Below are 19,985 nucleotides of genomic sequence, written 5' to 3' on the forward strand. Positions count from 1 at the left end.
GCGCTACTTCCTGTCCGTGACGAAACGGGACACAGTGACCGAACCGATGAAGCCGATCAGGGAAATGGCGACGAGGAGGACAAGGTTGTCGAGGTGCCGGTTCACCACCATGTTGAGCACCAGGGCCGCGCCGATGATGGCGAGAAGAACATCGAGCGCAAGGACGCGGTCGAGGATGGAAGGTCCGCGCACCACCCGGTACAGCGTGAGGGCCGCCGCCACCGAAAGTATCCCTCCCACGACATAGATCACCGCGGTCATCGTCGGACCTCCTCGGCCCTGAGGCTGTTCAGTTCGGCGCGGGTGCCCATCATTCGGATGAGCCAGGCCTCAGTGGCGCGGACATCGCGGCGGACGGCCTCGGCGTCGTGATCGGTAGTGACATTCAGGCAATGCAGGTACAGCGTCGAGGTCGAGCGGTCCACCTCGAGCACCAGGGAGCCGGGGATGAGGGAGATGGCATGGCCCGTTGCGGTGACAAGGAAGTCCGAATGGCTGCGCAGCTGCACGGCAATGACGGCGTTGTGCAGTGAGGGTCCCTTGACCACGGCGAGCCAGAACACCTGGATGCTGGCCGTCACGAGCTTGTAGAGGAAGCGTCCAAGGAACAATGCGGCCCACGGCACGCTGAACCGGCCGGAGAGTTCGACAGGCGGCAGGTAGAAGAAGTTCACGACGGCGTAGGCGATGATCGCGCCGAAGGCGAGGTTTCCGAGGCTGAAATCCTGCCAGAGCGCACCCCAGACGAGGATGAGCCAGATGACGAGGGGAAGCTCGGTGATCAGGGGAATGCGCTGGCGGCTCACTCGTCGGCCCCCTCGCCCAGGACGGCCTCGATGTACGGGGTGCGGTCGAGCATCTCCTGCGCGGCGCTGTCGCTGAGGGCAAAGAGCGGGCCGGCAAGGACCGTGAGGGCCAGCCCGAGCGCCACGAGACCGATGGTCGGCCCGGTCATGGTGGCGGGAAGCAGCGTCACCGCATCCCTTCCGGCGAAGCGGCCGGTGCCCTGCCGGTTGACATGCCGCGAGGTTCCCACCCGCGAGCCGTCGGCCTTGCTCGCCAGCAGGATGGGATCGGGGTTCTCTGCGTCCTCCGGCGTCCGCCAGAACGCACGGTTCCAGACACGTGCCATGACAAGCAGCGTCAACAGGCTTGTCGCCACTCCCCCGGCGATAAGCACGAAGGCCAGCGGTGTTCCCAGCTCCACGCCCGCCTGGATGAGTCCGAGTTTCCCGAGGAAGCCCGAGAACGGCGGGATTCCCGCGAGGTTCATCGCAGGCAGGAAGAACAGGACGCCAAGGATCGGGGAGAGCTTCGCGAGTCCGCCGAGGCGGTCGACGTTGGCCGTGCCGCCGCGGCGTTCGATCAGCCCCGTCACGAGGAACAGGCTCGTCTGCACGATGATGTGGTGTGCCACGTAGTACACGGCCGCACCCAGGCCGATGCGCGTTGAAATGGCCAGCCCGAAGACCATGTAGCCGATATGGCTGACGAGGGTGAAGGAGAGGAGCCGCTTGATATCCGACTGGGCGAGGGCACCCAGGATGCCGACGACCATCGTGAGCAGCGCGACGACCATGAGCAGCGAATTGATGCGGTCACCGGGGAAAAGCAACGTCTCGACGCGCACCATCGCGTAGACGCCCACTTTGGTCAGAAGCCCGGCGAACACCGCGGTCACCGGGGCGGGCGCGGTCGGGTAGGAGTCCGGAAGCCAGAAGGACAGAGGGAACACCGCGGCCTTGATGCCGAACGCGACAAGCAGCATCAGGTGCAGCACCATCTGCGTCGCCGGATCGACGTCCTCGAGCTTCACCGCGAGGTCGGCCATGTTGATGGTGCCTGTGGCGCCGTAGATCATCCCGATCGCGATGAGGAACAGCATCGACGACACCACGCTGACGACGACGTAGGTGACTCCCGCGCGGATGCGCGGCGCGGTGCCGCCCAGCGTCATGAGCACGTAGCTGGCTGTCAGCAGGATCTCGAAGCCGACGTAGAGGTTGAAGAGGTCGCCGGTAAGGAACGCGTTGGACACCCCGGCCACAAGGATGAGGTAGGTGGGATGGAAGATCGAGACCGGGCCGTCCTCGTCGCCGTCGGCAATACCCTGGCCCGCCGCATAGATGAGCACCGCGAGGCTGACCGCCGAGGACACCACGAGCATGAGGGCGGAAAACTGGTCGACGACAAGCACGATGCCGAACGGCGGCTCCCAGCCCCCGAGCCGGACCGCGTGGGTTCCGGCCGAGGGCGCGTTGAGGAGCAGGATCACTTCGATGAACAGCGTGATGCTGACTGTCGAGATGCTCACCACCCGCTGGGCTCGCGCATGCCGAATGAGGATGAACGTCACGGCGGCGCCCAGGAAGGGCAGGACCACGGCGAGGGGAGCGAGGTTGGCGACGTTCATCGGTCCCCTCCCGTCGGCTGCCTGGTGGCGCGCACCGGCCGGGGGTCTCCGTCCGGTGCGTCCCCGGGTCTCACGGCGGGGTCGAAGAATTCAGAGGTGTCGGCGGGAACGTCGGCATCGTCCTCTTCGTCATAGCTGTCCTGGTCCGCGACGCGCCGATCCTCAGGGTCATCCTGCACATCGTCCTGGCGGCCCAGCACCCACGAGCGGTAGATGATGCCGAGCATGAAGGCCGTGACGGCGAAGGTGATGACGATCGCCGTGAGGATCAGCGCCTGCGGCAGGCTGTCGGTGTACTCCTCCGCGGCGGTCCCCGAAACGTAAAGAGGGGACCTCCCGCCTCCCCCGCTGGTTGCCAGAATCAGGATGTTCGCTCCATTTCCGATGAGAATCAGCCCGAGCAGAACGCGTGTCAGGCTGCGTTCGAGCAGCAGGTAGATCCCGGCAGCAAAGAAGGCAGCCATGAGCACGATGAGGGTGATGTTGATCGTCACGGACGGCCTCCTTCGATGGTGGCCGGAACGACAGCCTCGGCCCCCGGAGCTTCCTCCACCGGACTCTCGGTCTCGCTGCGATCGTCGATTTCCGAGCCGAGGCTGCGCAGCACGTCGAGGACGAGGCCGACGACGATGAGGTACACGCCGATATCGAAGATCGTTGAGGTAACAAACTTCACCTCACCGAAGACCGGCAGCCAGAACTCGAGGATGTAGCTCTCCAGCACCGCGCCGTCGAGGAGCAGGGGCGCCGCCGCTGTGAGCGAAACGATGGCCAGTCCGATGCCCAGGAGGGCTCCGGCGCTCACGGGGCTGGCCTCAGCGAGTTCGAAACGCCCTCCAGCCAGATACCGCACGGCAAGGGCGAGGCCCGCCATGAGCCCGCCTGCAAAACCGCCGCCGGGGAGGTTGTGTCCGGCGAACAGAAGGTAGATCGAGAGCACGATGATCGTGTGGAAAATCAGCCGGGTGATGACTTCGAAGATGATTGAGCGCCGCTCCGGAGCCAGGGTCCGGCCGGCGACGAGCCAGGCATCACGGGACACGGCGGCGAAGCGGGCGGCCAGCTTACGGGCTGCCGCTTCGCGGCCGCCGGCGTTGAGGGGCTCCTGGCCCCGGTCCACGGAGCCGTCTTCCACACCGTCGGCCCGGTGCCGCTTGTCGCCGCGGCCACGGATGAAGATCAGGCTTGCGATGCCGGTGGCGGCGATCGCAAGGACGGTGATTTCGCCCAGCGTGTCCCACGCACGGATGTCAACGAGGAGGACGTTGACGGCGTTCGCCCCGCCGCCGTCGTTGTAGGCCAGTTCCGGGTAGGCGAGCGAAATCGGCGCGGCGTTCCTCGAGGCCATGGCCGACATCGCGATGACGGCCATGATCCCGCCGAAGGCGATGCCCAGACCCGCGCGGAGCAGCCGGTGCCGGCTTTCCTTCCGGTTCCACAGGCGTGCCGGCAGTGAACGCAGGGCCAGGACGAACGCCACGAGCACGATCGTCTCGACGAGCATCTGCGTGAGCGCGAGGTCCGGTGCTCCGTGCAGTGCGTAGATGGCGGCCATCCCGTATCCCGTGATTCCGACCATCAGCACCGCCATGAAGCGCTTGTTGGCGCGAAGCGCCGCGACGATGCCCACGAGGATGACGGCGCCGACGATCAGCTGCGCCGGGGATTCTGCGACACGAAAGTTCGAGGGAAGGGGTGCGTCGAACCGGATGAGGGCGGCCAGCGGCGTCACCACGGCGGTGGCCAGGATGACGAAGAGGTAGAACGAGAGCGAACCACGCTGGGTGCGTCCGGTGACCCAGACGGCGAGGTCATCGAGCACGCCGATACCGCTTCGATAGGTGCGTTCCGCGTCGATCAGCGGGTGGAACTTGTCCTGCAGCCGTTCGACCCGCGCCCGCAGCAGGAACAGGACGACGCCGGTGGCGATGGTGATGGCCGACAGCAGTAGCGCCAGTGTCCATCCATGCCAGAGGGCCAGCGACACCGGCTTCTCAGGGGCGTCGAACAGCGACACGTACGGCTGGATGGCGGAGTTGAGCGGAGCCGGCCAGAGGCCGAAGACCACTGTCGCCGCGGCCAGCAGGGCGGGAGCAGCAATGAGAGACGTGCGGATGCGTTTGATCTCGGTGGGTTCCATGCCGGATTTTGCGGCGAACCCGCCCCAGACGAAGCGGGCGCTGTAGGCGAAGGTGAGGATTGATCCAAGAACGATGCCGCCGAGGAGGAGCACGCCGGTGATGCTGGAACCACCGTCCGTTAGGTGCACGAACGCTTCGTAGACGGATTCCTTTGCCACGAAACCGAGCAGGGGCGGGATCCCCGCCATCGAGGCAGCGGCGATTACCGCCGTGGCTGCGAGGATCGGCGCTGAGCGCCCCACCCCGGACAGCTTCCCGATGTCACGAGTGCCCGTTGTGTGGTCAATGATGCCAACCACAAGAAAAAGCGTGGCCTTGAAGAAGCCGTGGGCCAGCAGGAGCCCCAGGCCGGCAAGGGCACCGTCAGGCCCGCCAAGCCCGACCACCATGGTGAGGAACCCCAACTGGCTGACGGTTCCGTAGGCGAGGATCAGTTTGAGGTCGGACTGACGCAGCGCACGCCAGCCGCCGACCAGCATTGTCAGCATGCCCAGCGTCATGACCACCGGATGCCAGAAGGCAGTGTCACTGAAGCCGGGCGCGAAGCGGGCCACGATGAACACTCCGGCCTTGACCATCGCTGCGGCATGGAGGTAGGCGCTGACGGGGGTGGGCGCCGCCATGGCGCCGGGCAGCCAGAAGTGGAACGGCACGAGGGCCGACTTGGTGATGGCCCCGACCAGGACGAGTGCGATGGCGACGTCGATGAGCGTTCCGCGGGCGGCCAGCGCGTCCGCTCCCGCCAGGATCTCGGAAATGCGGTAGGTGCCGGCCTCCTGACCAAGAATGACGAGGCCCACGAGCATCGCCAGTCCACCGAAGGTGGTGACGATAAGTGCCTGCAGGGCCGACCTGCGGGCCGAGAGCCGGTGACGTGAATACCCGATCAGCAGGTAGGACAGGATCGTGGTGAGTTCCCAGAAGATGAACATCAGGATCAGGTCATCTGCGGTCACAAGTCCGAACATGGCACCGGCGAAGGCGAGAAGTTGCGCCCCGAACGCCCCAAGGTCGGGGTCGTCCTCCTTGAAGTACCTCGCACAGTAAAGGAGGACGAGCGCGCCGATGCCGAGAATCAGGATGCAGAGCACGGCCGCGAGGGCATCAATGTGGAACGCCAGTTCGAGCTGGAGGCTGGGAACCCAGGGAACCGTGACCGAGGGCGGGGCATTGGGCATGCCTGCGGGCAGGCCCTGCCCGGCCTGCGTGTACTGGCGGTAGGTCGCCATCAGCCAGATAAAGGACGCTCCCGGAAGAGCGGCAAGAATAAAGAAAGCCGACCGTCCGAAGCGCCGGAACAACAGGGGCGCAATGAGTGCGCCCACAAACAGCACCAGGAGGATGATCAGCACGAGTCCGTGGCCTTCCGGTTGGGGATGGTCAGGAGTTTTAAGCTTACCGTGCTGGGGCAAACCCGCCCCCGGCCGGAGCCGAAGAGCCCGGCTCCGTCATGTCGGCAACGCTTCGGGATGGGTCCGGGTGCGTCCCAGTATCGTTGGAGCGAAACCTGCGCTGAAGGAACCCTGCGCCTGGCAAAGGAGAGACTCCGGATGGATGTACCCACTTCTGTATGGATCGTGACGGTCATTGGGATTGTCGGCCTGCTTGTCTTCGATTTCTTCTTCCACGTCCGCAAGGCCCACACCCCCAGCCTGCGGGAGTCGGCAATCTGGTCCTCCATCTATGTGGGGATCGCCCTGCTGTTCGGCGTGGGCGTGCTGATCTTCGGCGGGCCAACAATGGGAACCGAGTATTTCGCCGGTTATGTCACCGAAAAAGCGCTCTCGGTGGACAACCTTTTCGTGTTCCTGATCATCATGGCCAGCTTTAGGGTGCCGCGTGCGGACCAGCAGAAGGTGCTGCTGTTCGGCATCGTGTTCTCGCTCATCGCCCGCACCGCGTTCATCTTCCTCGGTGCGGCCCTGATCAACTCCTTCGCGTGGGTGTTCTACATCTTCGGGCTGATCCTGCTGCTCACCGCCGGGAACCTGCTCAAGCCGGGCGGCCATGACGCGGACGCCGAACCGGCCATGGTGCGCCTGGCCCGGCGCTTCCTGCCGGCCTCACAGCACTACGACGGCGACAAGCTGTTCACCATCGAGAACGGTAAGCGGGTCCTGACCCCGATGCTGCTGGTCATGATCGCCATCGGCGGAACGGACATCCTCTTCGCCCTGGATTCGATCCCTGCGATCTTCGGCCTGACGCAGAACGTGTTCATCGTCTTCACCGCGACGGCGTTCTCCCTGATGGGCCTGCGGCAGCTCTTCTTCCTGATCGACGGCCTCCTGGACCGCCTGATCTACCTCTCATACGGCCTCGCCGTCATCCTTGGCTTCATCGGGGTCAAACTCATCCTTCACGCCCTTCATGAAAACAACCTTCCGTTCATCAATGACGGCGAGAAGGTGCCCGTTGTGGAGGTCACCACCGGGGTGTCCCTCACCGTCATCCTGGGAGTACTCGTGGTGACCGTCCTCGCCTCGATCTACAGCCCCAAGGGCAAGGCCAAGAACGCCGTCTCCGGCGCCAAACGCCACGCGACGGACTACCTCGACCTCAACTACGAGACGGACATCGTGGAGCGGGAGCGGATCTACGCCAAGCTCTGCGCCGAGGAGCAGGAAATCCGGAAGCTTCCCGAGAAGTACAAGCGCCTGATCCGGAACGAAACCGAATTCATGGACCTCATCCGCAGCGCCCACATCGAGCATGACAAGGCACTCGCCCGCGAACCCGGCCGGTAGGACCGGGTCTCCCCCACCGAGCTGCCGGGACGCGGCGGGTGCCTGCCGTGCCGCACTCCCGCCGACCGGTGAAACGCGATCAGCCCGAAACTGTTGTACCTACAACTAACAACTGATAGTTTACTTGAAGCATCAACTGATGCGCCAACTCGAAGGAGATCGACATGACCACCGTGAGCATCCTCGGCAGGGGCAACATGGGCCCGGCCATCGCCAGCATCGTCGAAAAGGGCGGCAACACAGTCGAAGTTTTCGGAAGCAGCGACACCGATAGGCCGGTAACGGGCGACATCGTTGTCCTGGCCGTTCCCTACCCCGCCGTCAGCACAGTGCTCGCCCAGCGCAGCGGGCAGCTGGCCGGCAAGGTCGTCGTCGACCTCACCAACCCGATGGATTTCGAGACTTTCGACTCCCTCACGGTGCCCGCGGACTCCTCCGCGACAGCGGAAATCCAGGCCGCGCTTCCTGATTCGCGCGTCATCAAGGCTTTCAACACCAACTTCGCCGCAACGCTGGCCGAGGGCACCGTCGCCGGAGTGCCCACCACTGTGCTGATTGCCGGAGACGACGCCGACGCGAAGTCCCAGCTCGCCGACATCGTGACCGCAGGCGGACTCAAGGCGATCGATGCGGGCTCGCTGCGCCGCGCCCGGGAGCTGGAAGCGCTCGGCTTCCTGCAGATCACCCTTGCAGCCGGCGAGAAGATCTCCTGGAGCGGCGGCTTCGCCGTACAGGCCTGACCCCCGCCACCGTGGCGATCACTCCCGGAGCGCTGGGCGGCGGCTGTTGTGTCCCGCCGCCCAGCCCGCACCCGCGGGCGAGCGTGGTCTCACTTGTCACCGATACCGCCGAGACGGCCACCGGGGCCGACGTTGGGCTCGGCGGTTGACGGTTGTTTGGGAGGATGGTCCTGTGGATACGCTGTGGCTTTCGGATGATGAACTGGCGGCTTGGAAACGGCTTGTGGCCGTCGTCGAGTTGCTGCCAGGGGTACTTGACTCCCAGCTGCGCCGGGACGCGAACCTTACGCACTTCGACTACTACGTGCTTGCGATGCTCTCGGAAGCCGACGGGGAAACCCTGCGCATGACGACGCTGGCCGCTCAGACCAACGCGACACTGCCCCGCCTCTCCCACGTGGTGCGGCGCCTGGAGGCCCGGGGTCTGGTGGAGCGGTTCCCCTGCCCCGAGGATGCGCGGGCCACCAATGCCAGGCTGACGAGCGAGGGCCGGCGGAAAGTCGTAGCTACGGCGCCCGGACACGTGGCCAACGTGCGCCAGAACGTCATCGACGCGTTGACCCCGGATCAGCTCTCCCAACTCACGGCAATCACCGACGCAATGCTGCATCGGATGGATCCGCTCGGCACAATGGCCCCGATGTACCGGCCGGAAAAACCGTCGGTCGGATGACACCCCACTCCGGGCAACGGCCTGCTCCCCGCACTGCGGACGCAGGTTTTGGATGTGGTCAGAGGACCCGTTTCTCCCCGCCAATTTTCACAGCAGTCCGTGTGGTGTGAAGGTCCCGCCACCAGAGGAGCAGGACCAGGGCAGCACCCCCCAGGCAGGCGAGTAGCGGTCCGGCCCACGATTCGCCTGGCGGCAGGAGCGCGCTGTTCTCCTGCCAGGGCCACAGTGCCCGCAGTGAACCGAGCATCAGGCCTATGGCCACAAAGAGGGTGGCGCGGCGATGGGCACGTAGGAGGTAGGCGAGGACCTGGACCACGGAGACGAGTCCAAGGACAGCACCGGCCACGAAAAGTGCCAGGTAACCGCCGTTCCGCGTGCTGACAGCCTCGAGCGTCGGTTCATACATGCCGAAGGTCAGCAGGATAAAGGAGCCCGAGAGCCCGGGGAGAGCCAGGGCACAGACCGCAGCTGCCCCGCTCAGAACCAGAACCCAGCCAGCGGGATCCTCTACCTGCGCCGTGGGCAGGCCCAAGAGCCAGAACACGGCCGAAGCAACCACGAGTACGACGACGGGCCCGACCACTTTGGCGACCGTAGTGGAGGGTCCCGCCTCCCTGGCCATGGTGATCGGCACCAGCAGGCTCGCCGCCACCATCCCGAGGAACAAAGCGCTGGAGATCGTCGGCTGTGTCTCCATGAAGGTGTGCAGCGGTCCGGACAGGAGGAACAGGGCCACGAGCATGCCGCCGACCAGCGGCAGAATCAGCGACCACTCGACACCTGCGGACAGGCGTCTGGCACTGTTTCGCTCACGCTTCACCATGATCCGCAGGAGTCCGCCGATGAGGTGGTTGGCCGAAGAGATCAGGCGGTCGAATACCCCCAGGACGAGCGCAACGGTACCGCCAGAGATTCCCGGAACAAGCTCCACCAGACCGATCAGGGCACCGCGCAACGCGTTGGCGAGGCTCGAACGGACGGAGGTCTTCGGAGGCGTCACAACACCTGAACTCGGGGAAGTCATTGGTTCAACGCTAGCAACTGGGATGGATCCACCCGACCGCGCTGGGCCTGACCGCTGCTTTTCCAACCCGATCGATAGGCGATCGTGACCTGATCAGCGGGCCTCCAATGTTTCCGCCCCGCCGCCGGGTTCGCCGAGGCCATCCTCAGACCTCTGCGGCCCTTCCCCTGACTGACGTACCCGCCGCGGCTGTCTCCTCGACCTCCCGCCGGTATTCCCAGTGCGGAACCAGTGTGTCAACGAAGGAGCCGAAGCGTTCGAACCTGGCCCGGGAAGAGTCGGACGTCAGGTCGACCACGCGTGACGTCAGGGCTTCCACCACCGCCAGGCTGGACACGTAGGACTCGAATGGCCTTGGAGTTCCCACCGATGCCGGGAGGACCGCACTTGCCACGTCAGCTAAGGGAGACAGCCAGGGGTCGGTGAAGAGGATGAGCTTGGCGCCCTGTTCGACGAGCGATCTTCCAAGCTTTTCGGTCTCGGCCTCATAGCGACGGAAGTCGAAGGCAACCGCCGTCGTGCGTTTGTCGGCATCGCAGAGTGCCGCAACACGCCGGGTGCGTGCTTCGTCCACGAATTCAACCCCCGGCCGCAGCTCCTGAAGCATGGCGGACAGGTGCCGGGCCAGGGACGAGCTGAACCATCCGCCGAAGACGAGCACCTTACGGCGAGGGTCGGCCAGAAGGTTCGCCGCCGCGTTGATGTCCTCGGAGGACAACCGGTTCATCGTGTCCGAGATCGCCGAACTGAGGGTGGCCGAGAAGTCGTGGAGCTCACTCCCCGCGGCGCTGTGCGCCTCGGGGTACAGCTCGACCGGCGTCGTCACACGCGCGACCACCTCGACCTTCACCGCCTCCTGGAACTCCGCGTAGGTGCCATAGCCGAGGTGGTTGACGAAGCGGATCACTGTGGGCCCGCTCACCTGCGCAAGGCGTGCGAGCTTGGTTGATGATGCGAGCCCGGTGGCGGCCGGCCCGCCGAGCAGGGTCCGTGCCACCTTGCGCTCCGCGGCCGACATCTCGGACAGCTGACGCCGGATGCTTTCGAACACGGGAAGCCCCGCGGCCGCTCCCTGGTCGGACATGCCTTACCTCCGTAAATGCATCCGTTCGATGACTGGCCGTGCCGACCGGAACTGGAAGCAATGGTACTTTCCTGCCCCCGCTTCCGGACCGAAAATCAGGAAGGAAAGTGGTGGATCGGACGGCCGGACTTTTTCAGGCCCATATGTCGCGCCGGAAGAGGTCTTCCTCGGTTTCTCCCCGAACAATCAGGCGGGCGCGCCCACCTGAGACGGCGACGACCGGAGGGCGGGGCGTGTAGTTGTAGTTGCTTGAGAGAACCCAGCAGTATGCCCCGGTGCCGGGCACTGCAAGGAGATCCCCGGGTTCGAGATCGGCCGGAAGATAGGCATCGCGGACCACGATGTCCCCGCTCTCGCAGTGCCGGCCAACCACCCGGGACAGAGCGGGGCTGGCGTCCGAGGTGCGGGAAGCCAGGCTTGCGGAGTAGTCGGCACCATACAAGAGGGGGCGCGGGTTATCGCTCATTCCTCCGTCGACGGAGACGTACCGCCGGGGATATACGCCGGATCCGCGCTCGACGTAGTTCGTCTTGAGCGTCCCCACCTCGTACAGGGTGAAGGTGGAGCTGCCGACGACAGCGCGGCCGGGCTCAATGGAGATCCTCGGGATCTCAATGCCAAGGCGGGCGCAGGAGTCGGCGACGACGCGGGCCATGGCCCGGGCAACATCGGTGATCTCCTGAGGGTGGTCGGCCTCGGTGTAGGCGATGCCGTATCCCCCGCCCAGGTCGAGTTCGTTCAGCACAATGCCGTGGATCCTGCGCATCTCGGCGATGAAGTCCAGGAGCCGTTCGGCGGCGAGGGCGAAGCCCTCGGGGGAAAAGATCTGCGAGCCGATGTGGCAGTGAATCCCCAGGAGCTGCACGCCCGGATTTTGCAGGGCCGCGGCTACGGCGGTCTCGGCCGCGGAGACGCGCCCCTCGGCAGAGGCCATCGAGAGGCCGAATTTCTGGTCCTCGTGGGCTGTCGCAATGAACTCGTGGGTTTCGGCGTGCACGCCGGGCGTAAGCCGCAGCAGAACAGGAGCAGTGGCGCCCCGCTCCCGGGCGAGTTCTCCCACGCGCGAGAGTTCCTGAAGGCTGTCAACGACGATCCGGCCCACTCCCATGTCGAGCGCACGGACCAATTCGGCGTCGGACTTGTTGTTACCGTGCAATCCCAGCTTCGAACCTTCGATGCCGGCCCGGGCCGCGAGGGCCAGCTCCCCGCCGGAGCAGGTATCAAGCCGCAGCCCTTCGTCGACCGCCCATCGCGCAACCTCGACACACAGGAATGACTTGCCGGCGTAGTAGACCTCAACCCCGCCGCACAGCGGTTCGAAAGCCTCATTGAACGCCGTGAGGAATGCCCGCGCGCGCCTTCGAAAGTCGTCCTCGGATATGACGTAGGCAGGGGTACCGAACTCACCTGCCAGTTCCGAGACACCGACACCGCCCACCTGCAACTCCCCCGATGCCGACCGGCTCACGGTGCTCGCCCAGACCTTGGAAGGGAGGGCATTCAGGTCGGCGGGAACCCCCAGCCACCGGGGCGCCAACGGCGACGCAGCCGCCGTCATCGTCTCTTCAATCGTCATGTCTGTTCCTGCCTCGTTCCGGTCTTCAGCAATTCAACGGGCCGCGCGTTCACGCCTGCGGGTATCGCCCGGGCGCCGGTCAGGGGTCAGGAAGCCGTGGAAAGCTTCTCCTCTTGGATTACCTCTTCCGCATCGATGACCATCGGGTTGAGGACCCGGTGGAGGAACGACTTCGTGCGGTCTTCCTGTGGGTTCCCGATGACGTCCATGGCAAGGCCCTGCTCGACGATGTAGCCGCCATCCATGAAGACCACCCGATCGGCCACCTCACGCGCGAAGGCCATTTCATGGGTGACAATGACCATCGTCATTCCTTCATTGGCGAGCGACTTCATGACGGCCAGGACCTCCCCGACGAGTTCGGGGTCCAGTGCCGACGTCGGTTCGTCGAAAAGCATCAGCTCCGGTTCCATCGAAAGTGACCTCGCGATCGCCACGCGCTGCTGCTGGCCTCCCGAGAGCTGAGTCGGGTACGAGTCCTCCTTGTGCGACATGCCGACTCGGTGGAGGTTGAGCCGGGCGGTCGCTATCGCGTCCTCTTTGCGGCGCTTGAGGACCTTGACCTGGGCGACCGTGAGGTTCTCAAGGACGGTCAGGTGCGGGAAGAGGTTGAAGGATTGAAACACCATGCCGATGCGCCGACGGATGCGGTCCAGGTCGGCGTCGGGGTGGGTCACCTCATCCGGACCAACGAGGACAGTGCCCGACGTCGGGGTTTCGAGCAGGTTCACGCAGCGCAGCAGAGTCGACTTGCCCGACCCGGAGGGGCCGATGATGCAGACAACTTCACCGGGGTTTATCTCGAGGGAGATGTCCTTCAGCACTTCGTTGCCGCCAAAGCTCTTCTTGAGGTTGCGGATCGAGATTGCGTGCGAGCTTGTGGCACCCTCGGGTGCTGGGGTCGATGTGGTGGGCATGATCAACGTGCTTTCGCGTAGCGGGCTTCGAGCTTGCGCACGAGGCCGGACAGAGGAAGGGTGATTGCCAGGTAGCACAGTGCGGCGACAATCAGGGGGGTGGCGTTCACGGAGCGGTTCAGGAAGTCCTGGGCGAACTTCGTGAGCTCGTACTGGGCGGCCGTCACCCCGAGGACATAGACCAACGATGAGTCCTTGACCAGGAGGATCATCTCGTTGGTGAGCGGCGGTATCACGACCCGGAAGGCCTGCGGGATGACGATCGTCGCCATCGTCCGCGTGTGGCTCATCCCCAGGGTCCGCGCAGCTTCGAACTGTCCCTTCGGCACCGCCTGGATGCCGGCCCGGAAGGTTTCCGCCATGTAGGCGGCGGCGGTGATGCCTAGGCCGACCATCACCATGCCGTACTTGTCTCCGGGGAACTGGAAGCCCGGGAATGCGTTGGGAATGCCGTAGGCCACCATGAAGAGGACGACGAGGGCAGGTACCCCGCGGAAAAACTCGACGTAGGCGGTGGCGAACCACCGATAGGCTGCAACCGAACTCAGCCTCATCATGGCCAGGAGCAGCCCTACGACGAAGGCGAAGACGAAGGCCAACGCCGCGTAGATGATGGTGTTCACAAGCCCGATGAGGATCACCCGCGGGAGCATCCGCTCAAGGATGTCGAACCTCAGGAATGCCGCACTGAAGGTTGCCCAGTCCGTCATGACCGCCAGAAGTGCAATGACGGCGATCCCGACTGCGTATTGGACGCCGAGAGAGACGCGGGCCCTCTGCCGCCGCGTCAGCCGGGGCGTAGCTACCTCTGCGGTGGCGTGCATGGTTTGTGTGCTCATGGTTTCCTCACTGGTGCCTGCGCTTCATAGGGTGTCGGCCCGCGGCGGCAGCTGGCCGCCGCGGGCAGGCAGCTCACTTCTGAGGCACGTCGCCGATCCACTTCTCGAAAATCTGGTCGTACGTTCCGTCGGTCTTGGCCGTAGCAAGAACCTCGTCCACGACCTTCTTGAGTTCCTTGTTGCCCAGCTTCATCCCGAGGCCGTACTGCTCGCCGGTATCGAACTGAGCCGAGATGCTTGCCTTGCCGGGGTTGGTCTTCAACGCTTCGGTCCACACGGGCAGGTCATTGATCGCTGCGTCCACCTGGCCGGTCATCAGTGCCTGGGTCAGTGAGGCAAGGTCCTGGAACTCGATGATCTCGCACCCGCACTCGGGGTGTGCCTTTGCGTAGTCGAGGCCGGTGGTGGCCGACTGAGCGCCCAGCTTCTTGCCCTTCAGCTCCTCAAGGGTTTTCACGGTCGAATTTTCGGGCACCAGAAGGGCCTGGGTTGCATCGAAGTAAGGCTCGGAGAACAGGATGGCTTCCTTCCGGGCATCGGTGATGGTCATACCGGCGGCGGCGATGTCGCACTTGCCGGTGGCCATGTCTTCACCGGACTTAATGCCCTCGAAGGGCGTGTCGATGATGGCTGCTTCGGCACCAAGGCGCTTCGCCACGAGGTTGACCAGATCGATGTCGAACCCGACGGTCTCTCCGGAATCGTCGTTGACCTGGAAGGGGGCGAACGGAAGGTGGGTGCAGACCGTGAGCTTGCCCGGCGAGACAAGCGAGACCCCGTCCGCAGATCCGGCTGAGGGGTTAGTGGCCGCTGTCGATGCGCTACTGCAGGCGGTTAGTGCTAATGCGCATATGGCGACAAGAGCGGCGAATTTTGGCCTTCCGTGCAACTGCATGGGTCTCCTTAGATAGCGGGCCGGACATGCGTCGGCCTTGGCTTACTGGTTCGGATAGCTGGCCTCTCGGAAAGCGGCATCGTCCGGGTGTATCCGCGCTGCCGAGTCCGTGAGCCTGAGCCATACGCCCAAGTGTGGGCGCGGTCACATCCTGCGTGAATCGAGTATGAACTCATTTAGCGACGACTGCAAACGCGACTCGAAGAATAGTTTGATACAGACCGATTCCCCGTCCGGGTCGCGTCACCTGCCAAAACGTTCGGCCATCCTAGCTTTCTCCAAGAAAGCCGCCTAGCATCGGGGAATGCCTCTTCGCTCTGACTGGTCGACCGACAACTGCCCCCTTGCCCGGAGCCTTGAGGTCCTCGGGGATCCATGGACCCTGCTGATACTGCGGGAGGTCTTTTTCGGCGGGGGCAGATTCGATGAGATCAAACAGCGAACCGGAATCGCGGACAGCGTGCTGAGCAAGCGTCTTTCGTCTCTCACGGAAGGCGGCATGCTCACGAGGGCTCCCTACGTGGATCACACGGGCCGGACGCGGGACGAGTACCGCCTCACCGAAATGGGCGAAGGAGCCCTGCCCGCCCTCAACGCCATGATCCACTTCGCTGAGTCCTACCTCGAAGCTCCTTCCGGCCGGGCCCACATGGAGGTCATCCATACGACTTGCGGGCAGCCCACCACCAGCGCCGACCGATGCGACCGATGCCGAGGGCCGCTCACCGCAGCCACGACAAGCTGGGTCAGCTACGCCCGCACCGGGGAACCGGTCCGGCTCAGCACGGCAGTGACCGGGTGAAGACAAGTTTTTGCAGTGAGGCCCCGCCCGCCGGAAGGCGTATCCATCCTGCCTGGATCGTGGCAGGCGTTGCTTTTCTGACACTGGTCGGCGCTGCGGGGTTCCGTGCGGGCCCATCGGTTCTGATGGTGCCGTTGGAGCAGGAGTTCGGGTGGTCGCGCAGCGTCCTCTCACTGGCCGTGAGCATCAACCTTGTGCTCTTCGGACTGACGGCGCCCTTCGCTGCGGCATTGATGGAGCGGTTCGGCATCCGCAGGGTCACCTCGTGCGCCCTTCTGGTCATCGGATCCGGCAGCGCCCTGTCCGTGTTCGTTCGCGAACCGTGGCAGATCCTCCTGACCTGGGGGGTCCTGATCGGCCTGGGAACCGGGTCGATAGCCCTCGTGTTCGCAGCCACTGTTGCCAACACCTGGTTCGTTCGACACCGCGGACTGGTGATCGGGATCCTCACCGCCGGCAGCGCCGCCGGCCAGCTGGTCTTCCTTCCGATCATCGCGGCACTTGTTGAGGTATCCAGCTGGCGCACGGCCTCGCTGGTCATCGCCGCCGGGGCGATCGTGGTTGTCCCCCTGGTCCTGCTGTGGCTCCGCAATTCCCCCGAGGAGGTCGGCCTGCTGCCCTACGGCGCGACGGCGGACCCACCCAACTCCTCGCGCCCGGCCGCCCCGGAAACCGCACCGGCCTCGTCCGTCGTCAGGCAGCCGGCGAACGCGGCGGTCCGGGCGGTGCGCGCCCTCAGGACCGCTTCGCGCACCTGGACGTTCTGGGCGCTGGCGGTCGGTTTCGGAATCTGCGGTGCGACGACGAATGGGCTTATCGGCACCCACTTCATTCCCTCTGCGCACGATCACGGCATGCCGACCACCGTTGCGGCAGGACTCCTGGCCGCTGTGGGAGTCTTCGATGTCGTCGGAACCATCGCCTCGGGGTGGCTGACCGACCGTTACAACCCAAAGGTGCTGCTCGCGCTGTACTACCTGTTCCGCGGCGTGAGCCTGTTCGTCCTGCCGGCGCTTCTGGCCGCGACAATCCAGCCCCCAATCATCTTCTTCATCGTCTTTTATGGGCTGGACTGGGTTGCGACCGTGCCGCCCACCGCTGCCATCTGCCGACAGGCCTTCGGGGCCGACGGGGCCGTTGTCTTCGGCTGGGTCTTCGCGGCCCACCAGGTCGGTGCCGCAGCCGCTGCCTTCGCCGCCGGTTACATCCGTGACACAACCGGCGACTACACCATCGCGTGGCTCGGAGCCGCAGTGCTCTGCGCTGTGGCGGCCGTCATCAGCTTCCTCATCCGCAGGGACGGCGAGCGCGAGGTGCGGGCCATGAACCAGGAAAGCCCGCACCAGCCGGCACTCGCCGAGTAGCGAGCGAACCGGTTTCCGGGGTCCGGCTGTGGCTCCCCAACCCGCGACAATCTCCGTGTTCCAGATGTATGCCATGCCGGTGCTTAGGCATCCGAGACACAGCATCGAGAGGACGATCGGAAGGTCCAGCGAGATGGTCCCGCGGGCTACGACGGGTGCGGCAATCACCGTCACCAGTGCACCGAGTCCCATCTGAACAAGGGCGACGGAGGGTGCCGGCAACTGGCGGCGACTGATGAACTTCCTGAGGCGTCTGCCGGTCCGGCGGGAATCAGCCACAGCGTTTGGTCCATCCCGGAACGAACCCCACCCCCGTCGGCCCGGGTGCCCACCCGTCGACCTTCCCGAGTTACCCCCTGCAGCGATGGGCGCTGATGAATCAGGTTGTCGTGAGCAGGACCTTGGTGGCGCTGCGCTCGTCCATCGCCTGGTACCCCTCGGCTGCCTTTTCTAGCGGCAAAGTGAGATCAAAAACTTTCCCCGGGTTGATCTGTCCGCTCATGATGAGTTCGATGAGTTCGGGCAGGAACCGGCGGACGGGCGCTGGCCCGCCGTGCAGGTGGACACCGGAGAAAAACAGTTCCTCGCCGGGCAGTTCGACGTCGTGGGCCACACCCACATAGCCGACGTGGCCTCCGGCGCGGGCCGATCGGATTGCCTGCATCATCGACTCCTGCGTCCCGACCGCCTCGATGACCGAGTGGGCGCCGAGCCCGCCGGTCATTTCCTTGATCCTCGCCACGCCCTCATCGCCGCGTTCGGTGACGACGTCTGTGGCGCCGAAGGTGCGGGCGAGGGCCTGCCTGTCTGCGTGCCGGCTCATGGCAATGATGCGCTCCGCGCCCAGCCGCTTGGCGGCGAGGATACCAAGCAGTCCTACCGCGCCGTCACCTACGACGGCCACGGTCTTCCCCGGCGCGGCCTCGGCCGCAACAGCGGCGAACCAGCCGGTTCCAAGGACGTCGGAGGCGGCCAGCAGGCTGGGGATCTGCTCGGCGGTGGGCCCGGTCGGGGTGGCGACGAGCGTGCCGTCCGCCCAGGGGACACGGAGGCGTTCTGCCTGGGTTCCAAGGGCGCGCATGATCACGGCGTGCACACAGCGGCTCTGGTACCCGGCCCGGCAGATCTCGCAGGTGTTGTCCGAGGCGAAGAATGAACCCACAACGAAATCACCGACGTTGATGTTCTTCACCTCGCTGCCGATTTCCTCAACGACGCCCACGTACTCGTGTCCCATCGGTGTTGGGCCATTGAGTGCTTCGATGCCACGGTACGGCCACAGGTCCGAGCCGCAGATGCACGCGGCGCTGACACTGATGATCGCGTCGGTTGGTTCGATGATGCTCGGGTTTTCGCGCTCTTCGACCCGGACGTCGCCGGGGGCGTACATGATGACTCCACGCATGGGATGTGCTCCTTCTTTCAGGGGGAAACGATTCGATCAACCAGCGGATCGGCCGTTGAGGATGAGGACGCCGGGTCGGTCCGGCGGAAAATCAGTGCCACGTAGGCGGCCACGGACAGGGCAACCGCCACGACGGTGATGACGCCCAACGGCAGCAGCATTGCCGCACCCGCGATGCCGACCAGAGGTGCGGAGACGGCGCCGAACGCGAAGCGGGCCATACCCAGCAGCGACGACGCGGTCCCTGCGATCCGCGGGTATCCGCTCAGCGCGAGGGTGGTGGCGGGCGGAGTTGTGACAGCGACTCCGCTGACCAGGATTAAGAGGGACAGGATGACCGCGATCAGCGGCAGGCTGAAGAGGCCTGCCGCCAGCAGGCCCAGTGCTCCCGCCGCGCACATACCCAGACCGGTCACCAGCGTTCCCTGCATGCCCCACCGCACCGAGGTGCGCCCGGCGATGTAACCGAAGACCATGAACCCGGCGGAGTTCAGCCCGAAAGCCAGCGCGTACTGCTGCGGCGACAGGGCGTACATGCCCTGCAGCACGTAGGTCGCTCCACTGAGATATGCGAAAAGGGCCGCGTTGACGAAGCCCTGGAGGAGGACAGCACCAAGGAAAACCCGGTCGGAGAGCAGGACGTGGAAATCCCGCAGGGTCTGCAAACCGTCCCCGCTCATCCGCGCCGCGGGAGGCAGCGTTTCACGGAACCCGAGCAGGATCGCCGAGAGGATCGCCACGCCGACCGCCGCAAGGAACAGGAACAGTCCGCGCCAGTCGGTGAAGGTCGCCAGCTGGCCTCCCAGCAGCGGCCCGACGATGGCGGCGAACCCGCTCAGGACAGTGACTCGGCTGTAGTAGCGCAGGAGCGCATCACCGGAGTACAGGTCGCGGCCGGCGGCCTGGGCGATGACGATACCGACCCCGCCTGCCAGCCCCTGCACGAGACGGGCGAGAATCAGAAGTTCAATGCCTGGGCTCACCGCGCATAGGACCGAGGTGGCTATGTACGCGACCAGCCCGATCAGGAGTGGCACTCGACGGCCGAACCGGTCGGACAACGGGCCGGCGACCAGCTGCCCGAGGGCGAGGCCGATCAGGCAGGCCGTCACGGTCAGCTGCGCCATTGACGCGGCAGCATCGAGCCCGGTCGTCAGCGCGGGAAGTACCGGCAGGTACAGGTCCATGGAGATGGGTCCGAAGATCGTCAGCAGAAGCAGCAGCGTCGGCAGGAGCCGATCGGCGGTGCCCGGGCTTGACCGGAGGGATGGGGAAGAAATAACCACGCCACCAGTCAATCCCGGCGGGCCGAAACCGGGGAGTCCCTGTTGAGAGGTGTACTGAGAGAGCACCCCGCCCCCGTAG

General features: G+C 65.1%; 18 protein-coding genes. 5 read left to right on the top strand and 13 right to left on the bottom strand.

Going from position 1 to position 19,985, the window contains the following annotated elements:
* Positions 1 to 3 precede the first annotated feature (3 nt).
* The 5 genes from AC4D2R_RS02465 to AC4D2R_RS02485 are packed head-to-tail and all read right to left on the bottom strand — an operon-like array spanning position 4 to position 5,906.
* Positions 4 to 261 (bottom strand): MrpF/PhaF family protein, encoded by a 258-nt coding sequence (locus tag AC4D2R_RS02465; RefSeq protein WP_490937134.1) that lies wholly within the window; start codon positions 259 to 261, stop codon positions 4 to 6.
* Entirely contained in the window at positions 258 to 806 is a 549-nt protein-coding gene (locus AC4D2R_RS02470; protein ID WP_490937136.1) for a Na+/H+ antiporter subunit E, read from the bottom strand. The genes AC4D2R_RS02465 and AC4D2R_RS02470 overlap by 4 nt, the downstream gene beginning before the upstream one ends.
* Positions 803 to 2,413, bottom strand: a complete 1,611-nt coding sequence (locus AC4D2R_RS02475) for a Na+/H+ antiporter subunit D (RefSeq protein ID WP_490937138.1) — start codon at positions 2,411 to 2,413, stop codon at positions 803 to 805. Before AC4D2R_RS02475 ends, AC4D2R_RS02470 begins: the two co-directional genes overlap by 4 nt.
* The gene (locus tag AC4D2R_RS02480) at positions 2,410 to 2,907 is read right to left on the bottom strand and encodes a Na(+)/H(+) antiporter subunit C (protein ID WP_490937140.1); all 498 of its coding nucleotides are present in this window, start codon (positions 2,905 to 2,907) and stop codon (positions 2,410 to 2,412) included. The genes AC4D2R_RS02475 and AC4D2R_RS02480 overlap by 4 nt, the downstream gene beginning before the upstream one ends.
* A complete protein-coding gene (locus tag AC4D2R_RS02485; RefSeq protein ID WP_490937142.1) occupies positions 2,904 to 5,906 on the bottom strand; it encodes a Na+/H+ antiporter subunit A in 3,003 nt (1,000 codons plus the stop codon). Before AC4D2R_RS02485 ends, AC4D2R_RS02480 begins: the two co-directional genes overlap by 4 nt.
* Positions 5,907 to 6,104: 198 nt before the next feature.
* Here AC4D2R_RS02485 and AC4D2R_RS02490 point away from each other — a divergent pair, with 198 nt between their 5' ends.
* The 3 genes from AC4D2R_RS02490 (at position 6,105) to AC4D2R_RS02500 (ending at position 8,714) form a co-directional block, all read left to right on the top strand.
* Positions 6,105 to 7,301, top strand: coding sequence for a TerC family protein (locus AC4D2R_RS02490; RefSeq protein WP_490937144.1), 1,197 nt, complete (start codon positions 6,105 to 6,107; stop codon positions 7,299 to 7,301).
* Between the two features lie 164 nt (positions 7,302 to 7,465).
* Positions 7,466 to 8,041: an NADPH-dependent F420 reductase gene (locus AC4D2R_RS02495; protein ID WP_490937146.1), complete on the top strand. Its 576-nt coding sequence runs from the start codon at positions 7,466 to 7,468 to the stop codon at positions 8,039 to 8,041.
* Positions 8,042 to 8,213: 172 nt separating this feature from the next.
* Entirely contained in the window at positions 8,214 to 8,714 is a 501-nt protein-coding gene (locus AC4D2R_RS02500) for a MarR family winged helix-turn-helix transcriptional regulator (protein ID WP_490937148.1), read from the top strand.
* A 58-nt stretch (positions 8,715 to 8,772) separates the two neighbouring features.
* Here the strand turns inward: AC4D2R_RS02500 and AC4D2R_RS02505 are convergent, their stop codons facing one another.
* From AC4D2R_RS02505 to AC4D2R_RS02530, 6 genes are all read right to left on the bottom strand, one after another.
* The gene (locus AC4D2R_RS02505; RefSeq protein WP_490937150.1) at positions 8,773 to 9,738 is read right to left on the bottom strand and encodes a DUF368 domain-containing protein; all 966 of its coding nucleotides are present in this window, start codon (positions 9,736 to 9,738) and stop codon (positions 8,773 to 8,775) included.
* A 145-nt stretch (positions 9,739 to 9,883) separates the two neighbouring features.
* A complete protein-coding gene (locus AC4D2R_RS02510) occupies positions 9,884 to 10,822 on the bottom strand; it encodes a MurR/RpiR family transcriptional regulator (RefSeq protein ID WP_490937152.1) in 939 nt (312 codons plus the stop codon).
* Between the two features lie 133 nt (positions 10,823 to 10,955).
* Positions 10,956 to 12,398, bottom strand: coding sequence for a diaminopimelate decarboxylase (lysA, locus tag AC4D2R_RS02515; protein WP_490937154.1), 1,443 nt, complete (start codon positions 12,396 to 12,398; stop codon positions 10,956 to 10,958).
* Between the two features lie 86 nt (positions 12,399 to 12,484).
* Positions 12,485 to 13,315: an amino acid ABC transporter ATP-binding protein gene (locus AC4D2R_RS02520; RefSeq protein ID WP_490937156.1), complete on the bottom strand. Its 831-nt coding sequence runs from the start codon at positions 13,313 to 13,315 to the stop codon at positions 12,485 to 12,487.
* A 2-nt stretch (positions 13,316 to 13,317) separates the two neighbouring features.
* Complete coding sequence (locus AC4D2R_RS02525; protein WP_490937158.1) at positions 13,318 to 14,154, bottom strand: amino acid ABC transporter permease; 837 nt, start codon at positions 14,152 to 14,154, stop codon at positions 13,318 to 13,320.
* Between the two features lie 73 nt (positions 14,155 to 14,227).
* Positions 14,228 to 15,049, bottom strand: coding sequence for an ABC transporter substrate-binding protein (locus AC4D2R_RS02530; protein WP_490937160.1), 822 nt, complete (start codon positions 15,047 to 15,049; stop codon positions 14,228 to 14,230).
* A gap of 304 nt (positions 15,050 to 15,353) precedes the next feature.
* Between AC4D2R_RS02530 and AC4D2R_RS02535 the strand changes: the two genes are divergently transcribed.
* Both AC4D2R_RS02535 and AC4D2R_RS02540 read left to right on the top strand, forming a co-directional pair.
* Positions 15,354 to 15,851 carry a winged helix-turn-helix transcriptional regulator gene (locus AC4D2R_RS02535; protein ID WP_490937162.1) on the top strand — a complete coding sequence of 166 codons (498 nt, stop codon included), beginning with the start codon at positions 15,354 to 15,356 and terminating at the stop codon, positions 15,849 to 15,851.
* Positions 15,848 to 17,215, top strand: coding sequence for an MFS transporter (locus tag AC4D2R_RS02540; RefSeq protein ID WP_490937164.1), 1,368 nt, complete (start codon positions 15,848 to 15,850; stop codon positions 17,213 to 17,215). Before AC4D2R_RS02535 ends, AC4D2R_RS02540 begins: the two co-directional genes overlap by 4 nt.
* Positions 17,216 to 17,594: 379 nt before the next feature.
* On the opposite strand, the gene AC4D2R_RS02545 is transcribed toward AC4D2R_RS02540, so the two are convergent.
* Both AC4D2R_RS02545 and AC4D2R_RS02550 read right to left on the bottom strand, forming a co-directional pair.
* The gene (locus AC4D2R_RS02545) at positions 17,595 to 18,620 is read right to left on the bottom strand and encodes a zinc-dependent alcohol dehydrogenase family protein (protein WP_490937166.1); all 1,026 of its coding nucleotides are present in this window, start codon (positions 18,618 to 18,620) and stop codon (positions 17,595 to 17,597) included.
* A gap of 17 nt (positions 18,621 to 18,637) precedes the next feature.
* Positions 18,638 to 19,906 (bottom strand): multidrug effflux MFS transporter, encoded by a 1,269-nt coding sequence (locus AC4D2R_RS02550; protein ID WP_490937168.1) that lies wholly within the window; start codon positions 19,904 to 19,906, stop codon positions 18,638 to 18,640.
* Between the last annotated feature and the right edge of the window lie 79 nt (positions 19,907 to 19,985).

The organism is Arthrobacter sp. TJ-217 (assembly GCF_058269255.1).